This is a genomic window from Floricoccus tropicus (assembly GCF_001832905.1).
Classification (GTDB): domain Bacteria; phylum Bacillota; class Bacilli; order Lactobacillales; family Streptococcaceae; genus Floricoccus; species Floricoccus tropicus.
Genome location: NZ_MKIR01000026.1, coordinates 219,516 through 241,922, shown reverse-complemented (window position 1 = coordinate 241,922; position 22,407 = coordinate 219,516). Strand labels below are relative to the sequence as shown.

Here is a 22,407-nt window from a genome sequence, read left to right as displayed (position 1 = left end):
TCAGCGGTTCGAACCCGTTAACTCCCATGATAATGGTCCCGTGGTGTAGCGGTTATCACGTCGCCCTGTCACGGCGAAGATCGCGGGTTCGATTCCCGTCGGGACCGTTTGAACAATTCTATTTGTTTATATATATACTTGGAAGGGTAGCGAAGTGGCTAAACGCGGCGGACTGTAAATCCGCTCCTTCGGGTTCGGGGGTTCGAATCCCTCCCCTTCCATAATTAACGGGCATAGTTTAAAGGTAGAACAAAGGTCTCCAAAACCTTTGGTGTGGGTTCAATTCCTGCTGCCCGTGTTAATAAAATGGCGGGTGTGGTGAAGTGGTTAACACACCAGATTGTGGCTCTGGCATGCGTGGGTTCGATCCCCATCACTCGCCTATTTTATTGGGGTATAGCCAAGCGGTAAGGCAAGGGACTTTGACTCCCTCATGCGTTGGTTCGAATCCAGCTACCCCAGTTTTATTTTTATGTATGCCGGCGTGGCGGAATTGGCAGACGCGCTGGACTCAAAATCCAGTGTCCGCGAGGACGTGCCGGTTCGACCCCGGCCGCCGGTATAGACAATGACGTTGCTGTTTGTAACGTCTATTTTTTTATTTTAAATTTAATGTTATAATTTATATATTAATTTGAGGAGAGAGTTATGGATTTAAAAACTGTAAGCGAATTATCTGATCTTTTTGGTGTGACAAGGCAAGCAATGAATAATAGAGTAAAAAAATTACCTGGTGAATTTGTTGAAAAAAACGAAAAGGGTACTACTGTTGTAAATGTCAAAGGAATTAGAGAATTAGAAAAAATTTATGATAAGAAAGTTATCGTTCAAACAACAGAGTTTGATGAAGCGAATGCTTCTGAATATAGTATGAATATTTTAATTTCAAATTTAATGGAAGATAAAAATGCTGAAATTAGACGTTTGAATGAGCAATTAAGAGTTAAAGATTCTCAATTAGCGACAAAGGATGAACAATTATCTATTAAGGATCAACAAATTTCTGAAAAGGATAAACAACTTGATCAGCAGCAACAATTAACTGCAAAGGCAATGGCTGATAGCGAACAACTAAGAATCGATACTGAGCAATTAAGAGAAGATGCTGAGAAATTAAAGACTAACATCAGTGAAGAACAAAGCAAAGGGTTTTTTGCAAGAATTTTCAAGCCAAAAAAGAAAGATAATACAGTAGATTAACAAATCAACTGTATGATTTTTCTTTTTTTATTGTAATACATATATAAGATTTATTGTTGCATTTTATTGTAAAAATGTTATCATAGTCATGTAAGTTAATTACTTACCAAAGTGCATGGGGACTTTTGTACCCATTAAAAAAATTTTTGATTTTCAATAAGGAGGAAATCTACATTATGGTAGTTAAAGTTGGTATCAACGGTTTTGGACGTATTGGACGTCTTGCTTTTCGTCGTATTCAAGACATTGATGGTGTTGAAGTAGCACGTATCAATGACCTTACAAACCCTGAAATGCTTGCTCATTTATTAAAATACGATTCAACTCAAGGACGTTTCAACGGAACTGTTGAAGTTGAAGAAGGTGGATTTGACGTAAACGGAAAATTTGTTAAAGTTTCTGCTGAATCTGATCCTAAAAATATTGACTGGGCAGCTGACGGTGTTGAAATCGTTTTAGAAGCAACTGGTTTCTTCGCATCTAAAGAAAAAGCTGAACTTCATTTACATGAAAATGGAGCTAAAAAAGTAGTTATTACTGCACCTGGTGGAGCTGATGTTAAAACTATCGTATTTAACACTAACCATGACATTCTTGATGGTTCTGAAACAGTAATTTCAGCTGGTTCATGTACTACTAACTGTCTTGCACCAATGGCTGATGCTTTGAACAAAAACTTTGGTCTTAAAGCTGGTACTATGACTACAGTTCACGGATACACTGGTGACCAAATGCTTCTTGATGGACCTCACCGTGGTGGAGACTTCCGTCGTGCTCGTGCAGCAGCTGTAAATATCGTTCCTAACTCAACTGGTGCTGCTAAAGCTATCGGTTTAGTAATCCCTGAATTAAATGGTAAACTTTCTGGACATGCACAACGTGTACCAGTTCCAACTGGATCTCTTACTGAATTAGTAAGTATTCTTGGTAAAGAAGTTACTGTTGATGAAGTAAACAAAGTTATGGAAGAAGCAGCTAACGAATCTTACGGATATAACACTGATGAAATCGTTTCAAGCGATATCGTTGGTATGTCATTTGGTTCATTATTTGATGCTACTCAAACTGAAATCATCACTGGTGATGACAACGCTCAATTAGTTAAAACTGTATCTTGGTACGATAACGAAATGTCTTATACATCACAATTAGTTCGTACTCTTGAATACTTTGCAAAAATCGCTAAATAAGAAACCTTATTGACGATCTTAACGGGAAGGCTTTCTAGCTTTCTCGTTTTTTTAAGGAGAAAAATGGAAACACCAAAATGTCCATCTTGCTCTAGCGAATACACATATGAACTATCTGATACTACATTTGGTTGTTCAGAATGTGGTGCGGAATTTTCGCAAGATGATTTAAGTAATACTGAAGATAAATTTGTTGTACTTGATAGTGAAGGTAATCAATTAAAAACTGGTGATAGTGTTGTTATCATTAAAGATTTACCTGTTAAAGGAATGCCTAAACCTATCAAGAAGGGTACAAAAGTAAAAAATATTCGTATCAATGAATTTGGAAAGAATGAACATTTTATAGATTCTAAAATTGATGGTTTTGGGTCTATTGGTTTAAAGGGTTCAGTTGTTAAACTTTCAAAATAATTATGTAATCCAAGTATTATGAATAAAAGTTAATTATTGAGAATTTTAAACTTTTATATTTTACTTAACAAAAATCAAGTTTGTGATATAATAAGCTTGTATATAAGATAATAAAAAATCATTTGATTTTAAAACAAAAGGAGAAAAAATGGCTAAATTAACAGTTAAAGATGTTGATCTTAAAGGAAAAAAAGTATTAGTACGTGTAGACTTTAATGTTCCTTTGAAAGATGGCGTTATTACAAACGATAATCGTATTACAGCAGCTCTTCCAACAATTAAATACATTACTGATAATGGTGGACGTGCAATCTTATTCTCACACTTAGGTCGTGTAAAAACAGAAGAAGATAAAGAAGGTAAATCACTTGCTCCTGTAGCTAAAGATTTATCATCTAAACTTGGTCAAGAAGTTGTATTTGTACCTGCTACTCGTGGTGCTGAACTTGAAGCAGCTATTGATGGTTTAGAAGATGGTCAAGTACTGCTTGTAGAAAATACTCGTTTTGAAGATGTAGATGGTAAAAAAGAATCTGGAAATGACCCTGAACTTGCTAAATATTGGGCTGGCTTAGGTGATGGAATCTTTGTTAACGATGCATTCGGTACTGCACACCGTGCACATGCTTCAAACGTTGGTATTTCTGAAAACGTTGATAAAGCTGTTGCTGGTTTCCTTTTAGAAAACGAAATTGCATATATTCAAGAAGCTGTTGAAGCACCAGTACGTCCGTTTGTGGCAATTCTAGGTGGATCAAAAGTTTCTGATAAAATCGGTGTAATCGAAAATCTTCTTGAAAAAGCTGATAAAGTACTTATCGGTGGTGGTATGACTTATACATTCTACAAGGCTCAAGGTATTGAAATTGGTGATTCTTTAGTTGAAGAAGATAAACTTGATCTTGCAAAAGAACTTCTTGAAAAATCAAATGGTAAATTGATCTTACCAGTGGATTCAAAAGAAGCAAATGCCTTCGCTGGATATACTGAAGTTAAAGATACTGAAGGGGAAGCAGTAGATAAAGGATTCCTAGGTCTTGATATTGGTCCTAAATCAATTGAAAAATTTGCTAAAGAAATTGATGGAGCTAAAACAGTAGTATGGAATGGACCTATGGGTGTATTTGAAAACCCTGATTTCCAAGCAGGAACTATTGGTGTAATGGATGCTATTGTATCTCAACCAGATTGTAAATCAATTATCGGTGGAGGAGATTCTGCAGCAGCTGCAATTAACTTAGGCTATGCTGATAGATTCTCATGGATTTCTACTGGTGGTGGTGCATCTATGGAATTACTTGAAGGTAAAACACTTCCAGGCCTTGCTGCACTTACTGAAAAATAATTTATTAAATAAAAAAAGAGTCTTGATTTCTCAAGATTCTTTTTTTTATTTTCCTAAATTTATTTAAATTACTTTTCTTTCGAAAGCATCAGTTGAAATTCCTCTTTCAAGAATAAGTTTTGACCATTCTTTAGCTGTCCAAAGTGAATGATCACGGTAATTACCACACGATTCTATAGTTGTACCTGGAACATCTTCCCATTTTGTTATATTAGCAATTTCTTCAAGTGATGATTTAATAACACTTGCAATCTCTTTACTTGTTTTATCACCCCAAGCAATTAAATGAAAACCAGTACGACAACCAAATGGGCTGCAATCAATCAGTCCATCCATTCTATCTCTTATTAGACTAGCTAAAAGGTGCTCAATAGTATGAATTCCTGCTGTTGGGATTTCTTGTTCATTTGGTTGAACTAAGCGGATATCAAAGTTTGTAATGATATCTCCTTTTGGTCCAGTTTCAGTTGAAATTAAACGTACATATGGTGCTAATACTTTTGTATGATCAAGTTGGAAGCTTTCTACTTCTGCCATAATATATCTCCTTTTTGTTGATAAGTTAATTATAGCAAAATTAGTTCAATTTTTTTGTAAAAGAGAAAGATTAATTATAAAATAAAGAAAAGAAAATAGGAGGATTGTAATGACTTTAACTGACACATATACTTTATCAAATGGTGAAAAAATCCCAGTTGTTGGATTTGGTACTTGGCAAACACCAGCTGGGGATGTTGCAGAAGAATCAGTTGCAACTGCACTAAAAGCAGGTTACAGACATATTGATACAGCTGCAATATATGGAAATGAAGAATCAGTAGGGCAAGCTATTGCAAAATCAGGTATTCCGCGTGATGAAATTTTTGTAACAACAAAGTTATGGAATGATGCAATTACTTATGATGATGCTAAAAAAGCTATTGATACTAGTCTTGAAAAATTAGGATTGGATTATTTGGATTTGTACTTAATACATTGGCCAAATCCAAAGGCTAATCGTCCAAACAATGAAAAGAGAAATGCTGATGTTTGGAGAGCAATGGAAGATGCCGTTGAAGATGGAAAAATTAAATCAATTGGTGTATCAAATTTCCACGAAAGACATTTGAGACCATTACTTGCTACTGCAAAAATAAAACCTTCTGTTAATCAAATTTATTTAAATCCAAGCGATCAACAAAAAGATATTGTTAAATTTAACAAAGAAAATGGCATCTTAACAGAAGCTTATTCTCCACTTGGAACTGGTAAAATTCTTGAATTACCAACTCTTATGGAAATTGCAGAAAAATACAATAAATCTACTGCACAAATTGCGCTTAGATGGTCACTTGATAAAGGATTTTTACCACTTCCAAAATCTGTAACAGAGTCAAGAATTATTCAAAATGCTGAATTATTTGATTTTGATTTAACAATGGATGAAATTAATATTTTGGATGGACTTGATGAAGGTAAACTTTCTCTAAATCCTGATAACACTGATTTTTGAGAAAAGTGTACTAAGAGTGTTTTAAAATTTCGTTATTTAGTTTATAATAATAATATGGGTTAGATAATCTAACCTGTATTTTAATATAGAGGGTAGAATTATGAATCAAGTTACAGAATTATTCTTGTCACATTTAGATCTTTCCTTAGATAAATCCCTTCATGAAATCGTATATGATGCATTTTATAAGATGATTATTACAGGGAAAATTCCTGCAGGAACAAGAATAAATGAGAAACAAATATCGGTCTATTCAAATATTTCACGTACACCTATAAGACAAGCTCTTAAGCAACTTGAAACTGAAAAGTTAGTTGCTTATGGTTTGGGAAATAAGAACGGGGCAGTCGTTCTAGGCATAACTCAGAGTGATGTTCAAGAAATTTTCGCAATCAGAAAGTCTTTTGAAACGCTAGCAACTATTGAAGCCAGTAAGAAGATGACTAAATCAGATTTTGCTGAACTAGAAAAAATCGTTAGTGATGCTGAGGAATTCTATGAAAAAGGTGAATTTGATTTAATTAGACAAAATTTTAAAGAATTTAATAATTTAATTTTTGAGAAGGCTAGAATGTTCCGTATTCAAAATATTATTGAAACACTTAAGGTTTATCAATTATATTTCCATGAAATAACAACTATTTCTGACTCAAGAACTAAGCAAGCAATTGATGAACATAGGGAAATCTATAATTTAATGCTTGAACAAAATGAACCGGAGATTGAAAGATTAATTGATAAGCATTTGGGATCAAGTGCGGACTTTATTGTAAGTGTTATTGACGATGAGGAAGAAAATGTTAACTAGTGCAAAAAAAGAACTAGAATCAATTTCTCATGCTGCATATAATGCATTAATTTTTGAAGTTAGACTTTCACCTAAACCAGGACTAGTGGACGAAAGAAATAATGGTTCTCACTCTGATATGAGTTTGGATACTTTCTTATCTAGTGCAGATGCTTTATTACCTTATTTTATAAATTATGCTAAGTTAGGTTATGAGCATGCAGATGATGATTTCGGTTCCTTATTTACAAAATTACGAGATGAAGGAATACTTGCGGAAGAAGCAATGTTTGAAGCTACTAATGGAGTAAATACTCATAAAGGAGCAAATTTTACTTTTGCATTATTTCTTGGTGCTTTAGGTTATATATTCAAGAAAAATGGTCCATCAATATCTGTTCGCAAAGATGAACTATTTGATATAATAAAACAACTGTCAGATGGTTTAATGAACGATTTTGAAAGAGAAAACTTGACTAATGGTATAAGTACTTACAAAAAGTATGGAGCAAAAGGAGTACGGGGAGAAGCTATAATGGGGTATCCCACGGTTAAAAGACTTTTGGAAAATACTTCAATTGATGAAACGGATAAGTTTTATTGGCATAAGTTACTATTAGAAATTATTCTTTTCGCAGAAGATGCAAATCTTTTACATCGTGGTGGAAGGGAAGGTCTCAAATATGCACAAAATCTTTCTAGTGAACTTTTAAATTCAGATTTTCAAGATTTTGAAAAACACATGATTAAAATGGATGAAAAATTTATTGAGAAGAATTTAAGTCCTGGTGGAAGTGCAGATTTACTTGCTATAATATATTTCTTGAATAGATTAAATTTAAGTTGATTATTAATATACATAACAATAGAGAGACAGTTTAACTAACTGTCTCTCTATTGTTATGTATATATGAAAAAACCATCCAGGAGGATGGTTTTAAAAGTTAATTATTATTTTGGAGCGATGAAGAATGGAATTCCCCAAGCACCATTTGTAAGTGTTCCAAGGATTAATGAAGTTCCTAGGAAGATTACGAAAATACCGATTGCATATTTACCAGCTTCTTTTTGCCATTCACCCATATCAACTTCAGTAAGACGAAGTAATAGGTAAATGAATGCTACTAGCGGGCTTAATAAGTGGAATGCTTGTCCCATTAGTGACGCTACTGCCATATGCATGTTATCGAATCCATACTCATTACCTGCTTTAGCAAGTGCTGGCATAACTCCGTAGTAGAATCCATCATTTGAAATGAAGAATGTACCAGGAGCAGAAACGATAGCAACTACGATACCCCAGAAACCACCAAGTGATTTAGGAATGATTGTTGTTAAGTTGTTTGCGATTGCATCAGCCATACCAGTACCGTTGAATAGTCCCATAAGAACTCCAGCACCGAATACTAGGATAATAACTTGAACTGCATCTCCACCATTTGCACCAATACGTTTACCTTGGTCTTTAAGGTTTGGATAGTTAACAAGTAAAGCTACTGAAGTAGCTACAAGGAATAATACTGCAGGTGGAACTTCAATTGCAGGAATAAATGATCCAGCAACCAACCATGCGATTAAGCCGACAGTTAGAATAGCATTGAAAGCCCAGTTTTTTGGACGACGAATTGCAAGAGTTTCTTCATCAGAAATAACTGTTAATTCTCTAAGTTCAGCATCAGATAATTCTTTAACTCCTAAGCGTTTACGTTCTTGGTTACCCATACGGTTCGCAACGAAGAAGATCATGTATGCTAATGAAAGAATCATACCTGGAAGAAGGAAAGTAAGGATGTCACCACCAACGTCTAGAACTGACATTGCACGAGCTGTTGGACCACCCCAAGGAAGCAAGTTCATGATAGTATTTTGAAGAATAACTAAAACAGCTAAGTTCATGCGTTTCATTCCTAAGCGATCGTAGATAGGTAGGAATGCAGAACAACAAATAAGTGTAGTAGTAGTTCCGTCACCATTAAGTGAAACTGCTGCAGCAACAACTGCTGTTGCCATCAAAACTCTCTTAGGGTCACCTTTTGCAAAGAAAACCATTTTCTCAGTGATTGGGTCAAATAGACCTGCATCAAGCATTGTTGAGAAGAAAAGAATTGCGAATAATAGCATGATACCAGTGACAGATACACTCTTGATACCTTCAAGAATTAAAGTTCCAAGGTCACCCATATGGATATCCATTGATTTAGGAACTTCTTTTGCACCTTCACCTGCTAAGGCTTTAAGGATTTTAATATTCCCTTTAGTAGATCCCGTTAAATGGGCCTGTCCAGAAATAATTGCAATAACTGCAAATACAATTGGAATTGTTGTCAACGCTGTAAAGGCTGACATTTTCTTAGTCATAATCACTGCCATGAAACAGATAATCATGAGATAAGCTAATAGTGTAAGCATTAGATTTCTCCTTTTTCTTTTTTTGTTTGCTAGCAAAATAACCTACACTCATATTATATAACTATATTTTGTAAAAAAAAGGTAACGCTTTCAAAAGAACACGAAAAAAACAATGTTTTTGATGCAAATTTGGAAATTAATTTTATTTGTTTTAAATAGTAGATTTCGTATATGAAACACAAAAAAACACAGGTAGAACAAGTAAAATGTTGGCGTTTTCAAGCAAAAGGGTTAAAATAAAGATATGTCTAATAATACAAAATATAGAAAGGAGTCTGAATGGGATTTTTTAGTAATCTTTTTGGAAAAAAAGCACAAGAAAACAGCGTAACTGTTTCACAACAAGTTGCTGTTCGAGAAAAAGAAGACGATAACTGGGAAACAATTCCTAAATGGATCAAGGTAGATGATCCTGATGAGAGACGTAAGATAGCTTTGATAGCTAGTTCTATTGCTAAATATGACGATAATGGTAAAGAATATATCTTAAAGAATCTTGAAAAAAGAAATCCTGAATATCGTAAGTTAGGAATCATTGTAGCAAGCACTATTAACTTCATGGTTCCCAATTCGACACAAAGCATTACAAGCATAAAAAAGGCAAAAAGTTAATTAATTAAACGGAGGACATTTAGAAATGGCATTAAGAAAGTTTGAAATCACTGTTGATGGTGAAAAGTATTTAGTTGAAATGGAAGAAATTGGTGGAGTTACACCAGCAGCACCGGTAGTAGCACCAGCTCCCGCAGCGGTTGCACCAGCGGCACCAGTAGTTGAAGAAACACCTGCACCAGCAGCTCCAGTAGCAAGCGCACCAGCAGGGGCAGATGCTATAACAGCTCCAATGCCTGGGACAATCTTAAAAGTCTTGGTAAACGTTGGTGATGCGGTTACTGCAAATCAACCAATCATGATTTTAGAAGCAATGAAAATGGAAAATGAAATTGTTGCTCCTCAAGCAGGAACAGTTACAGGTATTCATGTAAACCAAGGAGAAATGGTTCAACCTGGTGATGCGTTAATCACTATTGCTTAGTAGTTTTTTAGAGTAAGAGAGGAGATATAAGTGGACACACTTTTACAAGGAGTTATCGGTATGGGGCACGAACCCGGCCGTATTGTAATGATGCTCATCGGTGCAGTTTTAATGTACTTAGGTATCAAAAAAGATTATGAACCAACTTTGCTAGTTCCTATGGGATTAGGTACAATGTTGGTCAACTTCCCAGACTCAGGGGTACTTTCAGCAGGTGGTGAACCTGGACCATTCCAAGTACTATTTGATGCAGGGATTAAAACAGAATTGTTCCCATTATTACTATTTATTGGTATTGGAGCAATGATTGACTTTGGACCTTTATTACAAAGTCCATTCATGTTATTCTTTGGAGCAGCAGCCCAATTTGGTATATTCTTTACAATTATTGCAGCTGTATTCCTTGGATTTGATATTAAAGATGCAGCATCAATAGGTATTATTGGAGCAGCAGATGGACCAACATCAATCTTTGTTGCCAATACATTAGGTTCTAAGTATATGGGGGCAATTACAGTTGCCGCGTATTCGTATATGGCGCTTGTACCAATTATTCAACCAATTGCTATTAGAGCAGTAACAACTAAGAAGGAACGTCAAATTCGTATGACATACCATCCAGGTACTGTTTCTCAAACAGCGAAAATCTTGTTCCCAATTGTTATAACAATTGTAGCTGGACTTATTGCACCAGTTTCACTTCCATTAGTTGGTTTCCTAATGTTTGGTAACTTATTACGTGAATGTGGAGTATTAGAACGTTTGTCAGTTTCAGCACAAAATGAACTAGTTAATTTAATAAGTATTGTTCTTGGTCTTTCAATTTCAGTAATGATGCAATTTGAAGAATTCTTGAAATTAGATACATTAATGGTTATCGGTCTTGGATTAGTTGCCTTCGTAATGGACTCTATTGGTGGAGTACTATTTGCAAAAGTTCTTAACCTATTCATGAAAGAAAAAGTTAATCCAATGATTGGTGCTGCTGGTATTTCTGCTTTCCCAATGTCAAGTCGTGTAATCCAACAAATGGCTACTGAAGAAGATCCTGGTAACTTTATCTTGATGCAAGCAGCAGGAGCAAACGTATCTGGACAAATAGCTTCAGTTATCGCTGGTGGATTAGTACTAGCATTCTTAGTGTAATAGGAGGAAAACATGTCAGTAAATGTAGCAGACTTAGAAAAAGCATTAGAGCTTTTAGTGTATGGATGGGGTGGAGTATTCCTTGTAATAGGTATTATCTACTTAGCATCAAAACTTTTGGGAAAAGCATTCCCACAAAATAAATAATTAAATTTATATAGGTTAAATATGGTATAAATATGCTTTCCTTAAAGAGAATTTGGCTAGATAAAGATAAAAAAACTTATAATCAATGGCTTGAACTAATGAAGAAAAGTTCATTAAATCCTACTAAAGAACAGATAGATTACTCAGTAGGGATATTTGATGATGACAAATTAGTTGCAACCGGTTCATATGAAGGTAAGATACTGAAATGTCTTGCAGTGTGTAAAGATTATCAGTCTGAAAATCTACTTACTCAGATTCTTGTCCATTTATTGGAGAAGATGAGGGCTGAGGGAGTGAATCACTTCCTCGTTTATACTAAGCCAGAAAATGAAGATTTATTTACTTCATTAGGTTTCCATAAGATTATCGGTAATGATCTGATAATCTTCATGGAACAAGGCTTTCCTGATTTTAATGATTATGAAAAATTATTGGAATCAAAGAAAGTAAATTTAAACACAACAGCAAGTGGAATAGTAATGAATGCAAATCCTTTTACTAGGGGTCATCAATATTTGATAGAGACAGCTGCAAGTCAGAGTGAACATGTTTATGTGTTTGTTTTATCAGAAGATAAATCTTATTTCTCTACTAAAGATCGAGTTGCAATGGTTGAACTTGGAGTGGCACATCTTGATAATGTTACTGTTTTACCAACTGCTGATTATATAGTGTCATCTGCTACGTTTCCATCATACTTTTTAAAGGATGAAGCAGAGCTTGATATAGCAAGGAAACAAGCAAGTTTGGATGCTAAATTATTTAAAGATAGAATTGCAAAAACTTTAAATATTACCAAACGTTTTGTAGGTGAAGAACCGTATTCTGCGGTTACTGAAATCTACAATGAATCTATGAGGCAAGTCTTTGGTAATGAACTTGAACTAGTAGTTTTACCGCGAATTGATGTGGGTGGCAATGTTATTAGTGCAACGAAGGTACGCACAGCAATAAAAGAAAACGATTACATTCTACTTGGAGAGTTTTTACCAACTACTACATATAACTATCTTAAAGAACATAAGGAATTATGAGGTGAAGGAAATGGAAATTAAACACACTGCCGTTTCTGGAACAGTCGAATCTAGTGATATTATGATTACGATTGCTCCAAATGACACACACGAAATCAAGATTGATCTTGAAAGTAGCGTTGAAAAACAATTTGGTAACCAAATTCGTAAAGTTATCAAAGACACATTGGCTAACTTAGGAGTTGATTCAGTTGATGTTACTGCTGTTGACAAAGGTGCATTGGATTGTACAGTTCAAGCTCGTACAATTAACGCTGTTCACCGTGCTGCAGATGTAGATGCATACGATTGGAAGGAGATTGACTCATGGAACGCTTAAGAAGAACAATGATGTTTGTACCAGGTGCTAATGTTGCGATGCTACGTGATGCTCCACTTTATGGTGCAGATTCAATAATGTTTGACCTTGAAGATGCTGTATCTTTAAAAGAAAAAGATTCAGCAAGAACTCTTGTACATTTTGCTTTGAAAACATTTGACTACTCTAATGTTGAAACAGTTGTACGTATCAACGGCCTTGATACAGTGGGAGCCCTTGATGTTGAAGCGATGGTTCTTGCTGGTGTTAACGTAATCCGTTTACCAAAGACAGAAACAGCACAAGACATTGTAGATGTTGATGAAATTATTACTCGTGTTGAAAAAGAAAACAATATTCCAGTCGGAACTACTAAAATGATGGCAGCAATCGAGTCAGCTGAAGGAACTTTAAATGCTCCTGAAATAGCTCGTGCTTCTGATCGTCTAATTGGTATTGCACTTGGTGCAGAAGATTACGTTACAAATATGAAGACAAAACGTTACCCTGATGGTAATGAATTATTCTTTGCACGTAGCTTGATTCTCCATTCAGCACGTGCAGCTGGAATTGCAGCTATTGATACTGTGTATTCTGATGTTGATAATGTTGAAGGATTCACTGCTGAAGTTGAACGCATTAAACAATTAGGATTTGATGGTAAATCTGTAATTAACCCTCGCCAAATTCCTATCGTAAACAAAATTTACGCTCCAACTGATAAAGAAATTCAAAATGCCAAAGAAGTTATTTGGGCAATTCGTGAAGCTGAATCTAAAGGTTCTGGCGTAATTGCACTTAACGGTAAAATGATTGATAAACCAATCGTAGAACGTGCACAACGTGTAATCGCTTTGGCAAAAGCAGCGAAATTGATTACTGAGGAGGAAATTTAATCATGACAAAAAATAAAGTTGGAGTTGAAATTCCAGAAGAATATGTTAGCAAACATGGTGTTTACGAAGGTGAACTAGCTAATATTAATACTTATGAAGAATCTAGTCGTACAATTAAGCCAGTAAAACCACGTGATGAAAAATTACTTGATAGCATCCATGATGCAATTGTAAAAACTGGTCTTAAAGATGGTATGACAATTTCTTTCCACCACCATTTCCGTGAAGGTGATAAAGTTTTAAATATGGTAATGGAAGAAATCGCTAATATGGGAATTAAAGATATTTCAATTGCACCATCTTCAATTGCAAACGTTCATGCACCACTTATTGACCATATTAAGAATGGTGTTGTAACTAACATTACATCATCAGGACTTCGTGATAAAGTTGGGGCTGCAATCTCTTCAGGAATTATGGAAAACCCTGTTGTTATTCGTTCACATGGTGGTCGTGCAGCAGCAGTTGCCCGTGGAGATATCAAAGTTGACGTAGCTTTCCTTGGAGCACCAAGCTCAGATGCTTACGGTAATGCAAATGGTACTAAAGGTAAGGCGCCATGTGGATCTTTAGGATATGCTATGGTTGACGCTAAATATGCTGACCAAGTTGTTATCATTACTGATAGCCTGATGCCTTATCCAAATACACCAATTTCAATTCCTCAAACAGATGTTGATTATGTAGTTGTTGTTGATTCAATTGGAGACCCTAAAGGTATCGCTTCAGGGGCAACACGTTTTACTAAAAATCCGAAAGAATTACTTATTGCAGAATATGCTGCTAAAGTAATTACTAATTCTCCTTACTTCAAACAAGGATTCTCATTCCAAACTGGTACTGGTGGTTCTTCACTAGCTGTAACTCGTTTTATTAGAGAAAAAATGCTTGAAGAAGGTATTACTGCAAGTTTTGCTTTAGGTGGTATAACAAATGCAATGGTTGAACTTCTTGAAGAAGGCTTAGTTGAAAAAATCATTGACGTTCAAGACTTCGATGCTCCATCAGGACTATCACTAGGACGTAATGAAAATCACTATGAAATTGATGCTAATATGTATGCTTCAGCTTTGAGTAAAGGTTCAGTGATTAATCAACTTGATACTGCTATTTTATCTGCACTTGAAATTGATACTGACTTCAATGTCAACGTAATGACAGGTTCTGACGGTGTTATCCGTGGAGCATCTGGTGGTCACTCAGATACAGCATTTGCTTCTAAAATGAGCATGGTGATTTCTCCAATTATTCGTGGACGCATCCCAACAATTGTTGATAAAGTTAATACTGTTATTACTCCAGGATCAAGTGTTGACGTAGTTGTAACTGAAGTTGGAGTTGCAATTAATCCACTTCGTCAAGATTTAATTGAACACTTTAAAGATCTTGACGTTCCTCAATTTACAATTGAAGAATTGAAAGAAAAGGCATATGCTATTGTTGGTAATCCTGAACCAATTCAATATGGTGATAAAGTAGTTGCTGTTATTGAATATCGTGATGGAACAGTGATTGATGTAGTTAAAAATGTCTAATTTATTTAGCGGGAAGCCAGTGTCTCTATTAGAGATGCTGGATGCTCGTGAAAAAAGATCGTATAAACAAAAAGATCTTTTGTGTAAATATCCAAATTTAGTTATGGTTTCCATGACTATGAACATACCTGGTGAGATCAAAAATTCAGAACAGTTATCTGATATTTTTGACTCTATGCTAGGTAGGGTAAAAGAACTTCTCGTTCCAGATGTTATTGTTGTCAATGACGCTAATATCAAGACAGGTAGAGAAGCTTTTTTGCTTATTAAAGGTAATGCAAAAGATATAAAAAGAAAATTAGTAAAGCTTGAGGAAGAATCTCCTTTAAATAGGTTATTTGATTTAGATGTTGTCTTGATTGATGAAGATGGTGTGATTTACCAGATTTCAAGAGATGATCTCAAACTTCCAAAACGCTTATGTTTGATTTGCGGAAAGAATGCAAAAGAGTGTTCCCGATCTAGAAAGCATAGCGTTAAAGAGCTACAAGAAGAAATTGAAAGGCTAGTTATTAATGAGTAAAGTTAAAGTAATGGAAACGGTTCTTCGTGATGGTCAACAAAGTTTGATTGCAACACGTATGCCGATTGAAGATATGACACCAATTCTTGAGACAATGGATCAAGCTGGATATCACTCTATGGAAGTATGGGGTGGAGCAACATTTGATTCATGTTTAAGATTTTTGAATGAAGATCCATGGGAACGTCTAAGAACTATTAGAAAAGGTGCAAAAAATACTAAGTTACAAATGCTCCTTCGTGGACAAAATTTACTTGGATACAAGAATTATCCAGATGACGTTGTCGCTGAATTTTGTAAAAAGTCAGTAGAAAATGGAATTGATGTAATTCGTATTTTTGATGCATTAAATGATACACGTAATTTAGCAACTGCAGTTGAAGCTACAAAAAAAGCTGGTGGTCATGCACAACTTGCTATATCATATACAACTTCTCCAGTGCATACTGTTCCATACTTTGTGAAGCTTGCAAAAGAAATGGAAGATCTTGGCGCTGATTCAATTTGTATAAAAGATATGGCCGGAGTATTAACTCCTGGAGTTGCATATGAATTGGTTACAAAAATTAAAGATGAAATTTCTGTCCCACTTGAAGTCCATACGCATGCTACTGCTGGTATTTCTGAGATGACTTATGTTAAGGCTGTTGAGGCAGGTGCAGATATTATCGACCTTGCTATTTCTCCTTTCGCTGGTGGAACTAGTCAGCCCGCTACAGAATCAGTAGCAATTGCCTTACAAGACTTAGGGGTTGAAACTGATCTTGACATGGACAATCTTGAAAAAATTGCAGATCATTTTTCTGTAGTGCGTGATAGATTCCAAGATAATGGAACTATGAATATTAAAGTTTTGGGTATTGAACCTAAATCCCTTATTTATCAAGTACCTGGAGGAATGTTGTCTAATCTTCTTAGTCAATTGACTGAACAAGGAATTGCAGATCGCTACCAAGAAGTTCTTGAAGAAGTACCACGTGTAAGAAAAGATCTAGGATATCCTCCATTGGTTACACCTTTATCACAAATGGTTGGTACTCAAGCTATGATGAATGTAATTACAGGTGAACGTTATAAAGTAGTTCCTAATGAAATAAAAGACTACGTTCGTGGATTATATGGTCGCCCACCAGCACCAATTGACCCAGAAGTTAAAGAAAAAATTATTGGAGATGAACCAGTTATTACTGTCCGTCCTGCTGATTTACTTGAACCAGGTTTACCAGCTGCACGTGAAGAAATTGGATCATATGCACGTAATGAGGAAGATGTATTAAGCTATGCATTATTCCCTCAACAAGCTAAGGATTATCTTGGACGCTTACAAGACAAATTCTATGATGTACCACTTGAAAGTTTTGACCTTAAACTGTAGGAAGAACACAAGAGAACACTGGTGTACATTGACTAGCAATTCCAAATTTGATAAAATTATTACAAACATCAAGGGAGTAGCTAACGTGTAAACGTGATAATATCGACAATCCGAGTAATCCGGTATTATCTTAAAAAGTGAGACTTGTGGCCGTGCCACAAGTCTCTATTTTTTTTCTACTTTACAATGTGAAATAGAAAGGACTATTATGTCAGAGAAAAAGTTTTTTACTCAAACGGGTGAGGAAACATTACAAGAATTATCAGTAACATCTAAAGGGTTAACTAGTGCTGAAGCAGAGTCAAGACTTGAAAAGTATGGTAAAAACCAATTAGATGAAGGAAAGAAGAAATCATTACTTCAAAAGTTCCTTGATCAATTCAAAGACTTGATGATTATTATTCTAATTGTTGCTGCTATTTTATCAGTTGTTACAAGTGGTGGTAAAGATATTAGCGATGCAATAATCATTATGGCTGTGGTAATTATTAATGCTGTATTTGGTGTTATTCAAGAAAACAGGGCAGAAGCAGCAATTGATGCATTGAAGGAAATGAGCACACCAATTGCACGTGTACGAAGAAACGGACATGTTGAAGAAGTTGATTCTACTTTACTTGTTCCTGGTGATATTGTTCTTTTAGAAGCTGGAGATGTTGTTCCTGCTGATATGAGACTATTGACTACAGCAAGCTTACAAATTGAAGAATCAGGTCTGACAGGTGAATCAGTTCCAGTCGATAAAAATCAAGATGCTATCGTAGCAGATGATGCTGAAGTCGGTGACCGAGTTAATATGGCTTACCAAAATTCAAATGTTACATATGGTAGAGGAACTGGGGTTGTTGTTGCAACAGGTATGAATACAGAAGTTGGTCATATTGCTCATCTTTTGCAAAATGCTGATGAAACTGAAACTCCGCTTAAGACTAACTTGAATAAACTTTCAAAAATTCTCACATATGCAATTTTAGTAATTGCAGCAGTTACATTTGCAGTTGGAGTATTTGTTCAACATCAAGATCCTCTTGAAGCTTTGATGACTTCAGTAGCTCTAGCAGTTGCTGCAATTCCAGAAGGTTTACCAGCTATTGTTACAATTGTACTTGCATTAGGTACTCAAGTTTTATCTAAAAAGAATGCTATTGTACGTAAATTACCAGCGGTAGAAACATTGGGTTCGACAGAGATTATTGCTAGTGATAAAACTGGTACTTTAACTATGAACCAAATGACAATCGAAAAAGTATTTACTAATGGTAAGCTAATTGATGCCACTGATGAAATACCTTCAGATGATTTGACTCTACGAGTTATGAACTATGCAAACGATACAAAAATTTCTGAGCAAGGGAAACTAATCGGTGACCCAACTGAAACTGCACTTGTACAATATGGTCTTGATCATAATTTTGACGTTCGTGATGCACTTAAAAAAGAACCTCGTGTTGGTGAATTACCATTTGACAGTGATCGTAAACTTATGTCTACAATCCATAAGCAAGCAGATGGTAAACTTTTAATAGCAGTTAAAGGTGCTCCTGACCAATTATTAAAACGCGTCACTAGAAAACTTGTAGATGGTCAAGTATTACCAATGACTGATGCAGATAAACAAGAGATTCTTAAAATTAATAAGAGTTTAGCTAAACAAGCACTTCGTGTTTTGATGATGGCCTACAAAATTGAAGACACAATGCCAGAGTTAAGCTCTGAAGTTATTGAAAATGATTTAATCTTTGCTGGTCTAGTTGGTATGATTGACCCAGAACGTAAGGAAGCTGCTGATGCTGTTAAAGTAGCAAAAGAAGCTGGAATTCGTCCAATTATGATTACTGGTGACCATCAAGATACAGCGGAAGCTATTGCAATTCGTTTAGGAATTCTTGAGGATAATGCAGAAGCAGATAGTCATGTACTTACAGGTGCACAACTCAATGAGATGTCTGATGAAGAGTTCCAAAAAGCTGTGTCTCAATACTCAGTGTATGCGCGTGTGTCTCCACAACATAAAGTTCGTATTGTAAAAGCATGGCAGAACGAAGGTAAAGTAGTAGCCATGACTGGTGATGGTGTTAATGATGCACCAGCGCTTAAGACAGCCGATATTGGAATTGGTATGGGTATCACTGGTACAGAAGTATCTAAAGGTGCTTCGGATATGGTACTTGCGGATGACAACTTTGCAACAATTATCGTTGCAGTTGAAGAGGGACGTAAAGTATTCTCAAATATTCAAAAAACTGTTCAGTATTTACTATCAGCTAACACAGCAGAAGTACTTACAATTTTCTTAGCAACATTGTTTGGTTGGGATGTTCTCAAACCAGTACACTTATTGTGGATTAACTTAGTTACAGATACTTTCCCAGCGATTGCTTTAGGTGTTGAACCAGTTGAACCTGGAATTATGGATCAAAAACCTCGCGGAAGAAAAGCAAGTCTTTTCTCAAATGGTGTAATGTCATCTATTATTTATCAAGGTATCCTTCAGGCTGCTTTAACTCTAGGTGTTTACTGGTACGGAATTAAGTTCCCAGTTCATTCAGGATATGATGCTATCCATGCTGATGCTTTAACTATGGCGTATGCAACACTTGGTCTTATCCAATTAGTTCATGCCTTTAACGTTAAATCGGTACATCAATCATTATTTAAAGTTGGATTCTTTAAGTCTAAAGTATTTAATATTTCAATTTTAATTTCATTCGTTTTACTTGCAATTACTATTGTTGTCCCAGGATTCAATAAGGTATTCCATGTTACTAATTTAGATGGTCATCAATGGGCTGCGGTAATTATTGGAAGTCTATCAATGTTTGTAATTGTTGAAATTGTGAAAGCAATTCAACGTGCAATGGGGCTTGATAAAAAACAATAAAACCATTTAAAAAGTTAATCAGTTTAATCTGATTAACTTTTTTTGATATATTATAAATTTAATCAGTATTACCAGAAGGTAGATATCGTACTATTTCTGTTCTAGTAAATTCATGATGCTTTTACTTTTGAAAAAAATCTGTTATACTTATTACCCTAAGAGCCTTTTTTAGGTTAAAGTAAAATATAAGGAAGAAAAAAATTGACAAAATTACGTGATGATATTCGCAACGTTGCAATCATAGCCCACGTTGACCATGGTAAAACTACTTTGGTTGATGAATTATTAAAACAATCAGATACATTAGATGACCACTTTACACTTCAAGAACGCGCAATGGATTCAAATGCCATTGAAAAAGAACGTGGAATTACAATCCTAGCTAAAAATACGGCTGTCTCATATAATGGAACACGTATCAATATCTTGGATACACCGGGACACGCGGACTTTGGTGGAGAAGTTGAACGTATTATGAAAATGGTTGACGGTGTAGTATTAGTAGTAGATGCCTACGAAGGTACAATGCCTCAAACTCGTTTTGTATTGAAAAAAGCTCTTGATCAAAAATTAACTCCAATTGTTGTAGTTAATAAAATTGATAAGCCAGCAGCACGTCCAGCTGAAGTTGTTGATGAAGTTCTTGAACTGTTTATTGAACTTGGAGCTGATGATGAACAATTAGATTTCCCAGTAATTTACGCAGCAGCAGTTAATGGTACTTCTAGTCTTTCAGATGATCCTGCTGATCAAGAAGAAACTATGGCACCAATTTTCGATACAATTATCGAACATATCCCAGCACCAGTCGATAACTCTGATGAACCATTACAATTCCAAGTTTCATTACTTGATTACAATGATTATGTTGGACGTATTGGTATTGGACGTGTATTCCGTGGTAAAATTAAAGTTGGAGATCAAGTTACTCTTTCAAAACTTGACGGTACTACTCAAAACTTCCGTGTAACTAAGTTATTTGGTTTCTTTGGTCTTGAACGTCGTGAAATTCCAGAAGCGAAGGCTGGAGATCTTATTGCTGTTTCTGGTATGGCTGATATCTTCGTTGGAGAAACTGTAACTCCTACTGATGCAGTTGAACCACTTCCGATTCTTCATATTGATGAACCAACTCTTCAAATGACTTTCCTAGTAAATAATTCACCATTTGCAGGTCGCGAAGGTAAATTTGTTACTTCAAGAAAAGTTGAAGAACGTTTAGAAGCTGAATTACAAACAGACGTATCGCTTAGAGTTGATCCAACAGATTCTCCTGACCGTTGGACTGTATCTGGTCGTGGAGAACTTCACTTGTCTATTCTTATTGAAACAATGCGTCGTGAAGGATATGAGCTTCAAGTATCTCGTCCTGAGGTTATTGTTAAAGAAATTGATGGCGTTAAATGTGAACCATTCGAACGTGTTCAAATTGATACTCCAGAAGAATATCAAGGATCAATCATTCAAAGCTTATCTGAACGCAAGGGTGAAATGCTAGATATGCAAAATGCTGGAAATGGTCAAGTTCGTTTGATTTTCCTTGTACCTGCACGTGGACTTATCGGATACTCAACTGACTTCCTTTCAATGACTCGTGGATATGGTATTATGAACCATACATTTGATCAATACTTACCTCTTATTCAAGCTGAAATTGGTGGCCGTAATCGTGGAGCTCTTGTATCAATTGATACAGGTAAAGCAACAACATACTCTATCATGTCAGTTGAAGAACGTGGAACTATCTTTGTAAACCCAGGTACTGAAGTTTATGAAGGAATGATTATTGGTGAAAACAGTCGTGATAACGATTTAACAGTTAATATCACAAAAGCAAAACAAATGACTAACGTTCGTTCTGCTAATAAAGACCAAACTTCTGTTATTAAAACTCCAAGAATCCTTACCCTTGAAGAATCACTTGAATTCTTGAATGATGATGAGTATATGGAAGTAACTCCAGAATCTATTCGTCTTCGTAAACAAATTCTTAACAAAGCTGAACGTGAAAAGGCTAATAAGAAAAAGAAAAATTCTGAAGAAAAATAATCATTAATACTATTTCAAAGGTGTGAGTTTATCACATCTTTTTTTCGATAAAATTTTGTTTAAATTTCGTATAGATGTATGTACATCAAATATTTCCATTTTAAAATAAACTTAAATATCGTGAAATGTGTCCATAATTTTGATAAAATATAATATATGAAATTAAATGAAAATGATATGCTAACTTTTGCTGAAGGTTTAGCTCATAAATTAAATGTAGGTGATGTCATTATATTGACAGGTGACCTTGGAGTGGGAAAGACTACTTTTACTAAAGGCCTTGGAAAAGGCTTGGGTATTAATCAGATGATTAAAAGCCCTACTTATACCATAGTTAGGGAGTATGAAGGAAGATTACCTCTTTATCATATGGATGTATACAGAATAGGAGATGACCCAGATTCAATTGATTTAGATTCTTATATTTTTGGTGATGGAGTAACAGTAATTGAATGGGGAAATCTATTGGAAGCAGATCTTCCAAAAGAGTATTTGGAAATCATTTTTGAAAGAGATGATGAGGGTAGAGATGTAACCTTAGTTGCCCATGGAGATAGTTATGAAAGATTTTTACCTCAAAATTACCAGAAGTAATTAACTTTTTATTACAAAGAGAAAGATTTTGTTGTAAGATTCTCGAGAAAATG

At 35.2% G+C, this 22,407-nt stretch carries 22 protein-coding genes and 6 tRNA genes; 26 read left to right on the top strand and 2 right to left on the bottom strand.

All coding sequences use genetic code 11. The features are described 5' to 3' along the window. The first annotated feature begins 34 nt into the window (after positions 1-34). The 10 genes from BG261_RS11050 (at position 35) to BG261_RS11005 (ending at position 4,149) form a co-directional block, all read left to right on the top strand. A tRNA-Asp gene (locus BG261_RS11050) sits at positions 35-107 on the top strand. Positions 108-140: 33 nt separating this feature from the next. After that, positions 141-221, top strand: a tRNA-Tyr gene (locus BG261_RS11045). Positions 222-227: 6 nt separating this feature from the next. Then, positions 228-298: transfer RNA gene (locus tag BG261_RS11040), tRNA-Trp, on the top strand. Positions 299-309: 11 nt separating this feature from the next. Next, a tRNA-His gene (locus tag BG261_RS11035) sits at positions 310-382 on the top strand. Positions 383-390: 8 nt separating this feature from the next. Continuing rightward, positions 391-462: transfer RNA gene (locus tag BG261_RS11030), tRNA-Gln, on the top strand. Between the two features lie 16 nt (positions 463-478). Then, positions 479-562 (top strand) — tRNA-Leu (locus tag BG261_RS11025). 86 nt (positions 563-648) lie between these two features. Next, positions 649-1,200 carry a DUF536 domain-containing protein gene (locus BG261_RS11020; protein ID WP_070793374.1) on the top strand — a complete coding sequence of 184 codons (552 nt, stop codon included), beginning with the start codon at positions 649-651 and terminating at the stop codon, positions 1,198-1,200. Positions 1,201-1,376: 176 nt separating this feature from the next. Beyond that, a complete protein-coding gene (gap, locus tag BG261_RS11015) occupies positions 1,377-2,390 on the top strand; it encodes a type I glyceraldehyde-3-phosphate dehydrogenase (RefSeq protein WP_070793373.1) in 1,014 nt (337 codons plus the stop codon). Between the two features lie 63 nt (positions 2,391-2,453). After that, a complete protein-coding gene (locus BG261_RS11010) occupies positions 2,454-2,804 on the top strand; it encodes a zinc ribbon domain-containing protein YjdM (protein WP_070793372.1) in 351 nt (116 codons plus the stop codon). 148 nt (positions 2,805-2,952) lie between these two features. Continuing rightward, positions 2,953-4,149 carry a phosphoglycerate kinase gene (locus BG261_RS11005; RefSeq protein ID WP_070793371.1) on the top strand — a complete coding sequence of 399 codons (1,197 nt, stop codon included), beginning with the start codon at positions 2,953-2,955 and terminating at the stop codon, positions 4,147-4,149. A gap of 63 nt (positions 4,150-4,212) precedes the next feature. Here BG261_RS11005 and BG261_RS11000 read toward each other — a convergent pair whose 3' ends face one another. Beyond that, on the bottom strand, positions 4,213-4,686 hold the full coding sequence (locus tag BG261_RS11000) for an S-ribosylhomocysteine lyase (protein WP_070793370.1): 474 nt from the start codon (positions 4,684-4,686) through the stop codon (positions 4,213-4,215). Positions 4,687-4,795: 109 nt separating this feature from the next. Here BG261_RS11000 and BG261_RS10995 point away from each other — a divergent pair, with 109 nt between their 5' ends. The 3 genes from BG261_RS10995 to BG261_RS10985 all read left to right on the top strand — a co-directional run bounded on the left by BG261_RS10995 (position 4,796) and on the right by BG261_RS10985 (position 7,275). Further along, positions 4,796-5,641, top strand: coding sequence for an aldo/keto reductase (locus BG261_RS10995; RefSeq protein WP_070793369.1), 846 nt, complete (start codon positions 4,796-4,798; stop codon positions 5,639-5,641). Positions 5,642-5,741: 100 nt separating this feature from the next. After that, the gene (locus BG261_RS10990; RefSeq protein ID WP_070793368.1) at positions 5,742-6,449 is read left to right on the top strand and encodes a GntR family transcriptional regulator; all 708 of its coding nucleotides are present in this window, start codon (positions 5,742-5,744) and stop codon (positions 6,447-6,449) included. Further along, positions 6,439-7,275 carry a triphosphoribosyl-dephospho-CoA synthase gene (locus BG261_RS10985; RefSeq protein WP_070793367.1) on the top strand — a complete coding sequence of 279 codons (837 nt, stop codon included), beginning with the start codon at positions 6,439-6,441 and terminating at the stop codon, positions 7,273-7,275. The genes BG261_RS10990 and BG261_RS10985 overlap by 11 nt, the downstream gene beginning before the upstream one ends. Before the next feature lie 104 nt (positions 7,276-7,379). On the opposite strand, the gene BG261_RS10980 is transcribed toward BG261_RS10985, so the two are convergent. Then, on the bottom strand, positions 7,380-8,837 hold the full coding sequence (locus tag BG261_RS10980) for a CitMHS family transporter (protein WP_070793366.1): 1,458 nt from the start codon (positions 8,835-8,837) through the stop codon (positions 7,380-7,382). Between the two features lie 279 nt (positions 8,838-9,116). Between BG261_RS10980 and BG261_RS10975 the strand changes: the two genes are divergently transcribed. The 13 genes from BG261_RS10975 (at position 9,117) to tsaE (ending at position 22,354) form a co-directional block, all read left to right on the top strand. Next, positions 9,117-9,449, top strand: coding sequence for a hypothetical protein (locus BG261_RS10975; protein WP_070793365.1), 333 nt, complete (start codon positions 9,117-9,119; stop codon positions 9,447-9,449). A gap of 25 nt (positions 9,450-9,474) precedes the next feature. Then, positions 9,475-9,873 carry an acetyl-CoA carboxylase biotin carboxyl carrier protein subunit gene (locus BG261_RS10970; RefSeq protein ID WP_070793364.1) on the top strand — a complete coding sequence of 133 codons (399 nt, stop codon included), beginning with the start codon at positions 9,475-9,477 and terminating at the stop codon, positions 9,871-9,873. 30 nt (positions 9,874-9,903) lie between these two features. Then, positions 9,904-11,019 carry a sodium ion-translocating decarboxylase subunit beta gene (locus BG261_RS10965; protein ID WP_070793363.1) on the top strand — a complete coding sequence of 372 codons (1,116 nt, stop codon included), beginning with the start codon at positions 9,904-9,906 and terminating at the stop codon, positions 11,017-11,019. A 12-nt stretch (positions 11,020-11,031) separates the two neighbouring features. Further along, the gene (locus BG261_RS11705; RefSeq protein WP_099098659.1) at positions 11,032-11,166 is read left to right on the top strand and encodes an OadG-related small transporter subunit; all 135 of its coding nucleotides are present in this window, start codon (positions 11,032-11,034) and stop codon (positions 11,164-11,166) included. Positions 11,167-11,198: 32 nt separating this feature from the next. Continuing rightward, the gene (gene citC / locus BG261_RS10960) at positions 11,199-12,203 is read left to right on the top strand and encodes a [citrate (pro-3S)-lyase] ligase (protein WP_070793362.1); all 1,005 of its coding nucleotides are present in this window, start codon (positions 11,199-11,201) and stop codon (positions 12,201-12,203) included. Between the two features lie 10 nt (positions 12,204-12,213). Next, complete coding sequence (gene citD / locus BG261_RS10955) at positions 12,214-12,522, top strand: citrate lyase acyl carrier protein (RefSeq protein ID WP_070788423.1); 309 nt, start codon at positions 12,214-12,216, stop codon at positions 12,520-12,522. Then, entirely contained in the window at positions 12,510-13,397 is an 888-nt protein-coding gene (gene citE, locus BG261_RS10950; protein ID WP_070793361.1) for a citrate (pro-3S)-lyase subunit beta, read from the top strand. The genes citD and citE overlap by 13 nt, the downstream gene beginning before the upstream one ends. A gap of 2 nt (positions 13,398-13,399) precedes the next feature. Next, positions 13,400-14,932, top strand: a complete 1,533-nt coding sequence (gene citF, locus BG261_RS10945) for a citrate lyase subunit alpha (RefSeq protein WP_070793360.1) — start codon at positions 13,400-13,402, stop codon at positions 14,930-14,932. Further along, entirely contained in the window at positions 14,925-15,455 is a 531-nt protein-coding gene (gene citX / locus BG261_RS10940) for a citrate lyase holo-[acyl-carrier protein] synthase (protein WP_070793359.1), read from the top strand. The genes citF and citX overlap by 8 nt, the downstream gene beginning before the upstream one ends. Then, positions 15,448-16,830 carry an oxaloacetate decarboxylase subunit alpha gene (locus BG261_RS10935; protein ID WP_070793358.1) on the top strand — a complete coding sequence of 461 codons (1,383 nt, stop codon included), beginning with the start codon at positions 15,448-15,450 and terminating at the stop codon, positions 16,828-16,830. The genes citX and BG261_RS10935 overlap by 8 nt, the downstream gene beginning before the upstream one ends. A gap of 208 nt (positions 16,831-17,038) precedes the next feature. Further along, positions 17,039-19,711, top strand: a complete 2,673-nt coding sequence (locus BG261_RS10930; RefSeq protein ID WP_070793357.1) for a calcium-translocating P-type ATPase, PMCA-type — start codon at positions 17,039-17,041, stop codon at positions 19,709-19,711. A gap of 201 nt (positions 19,712-19,912) precedes the next feature. Then, a complete protein-coding gene (typA, locus tag BG261_RS10925; RefSeq protein ID WP_070793356.1) occupies positions 19,913-21,760 on the top strand; it encodes a translational GTPase TypA in 1,848 nt (615 codons plus the stop codon). A 156-nt stretch (positions 21,761-21,916) separates the two neighbouring features. Further along, positions 21,917-22,354 (top strand): tRNA (adenosine(37)-N6)-threonylcarbamoyltransferase complex ATPase subunit type 1 TsaE, encoded by a 438-nt coding sequence (tsaE, locus tag BG261_RS10920; protein WP_070793355.1) that lies wholly within the window; start codon positions 21,917-21,919, stop codon positions 22,352-22,354. The last annotated feature ends 53 nt before the right edge of the window (positions 22,355-22,407 follow it).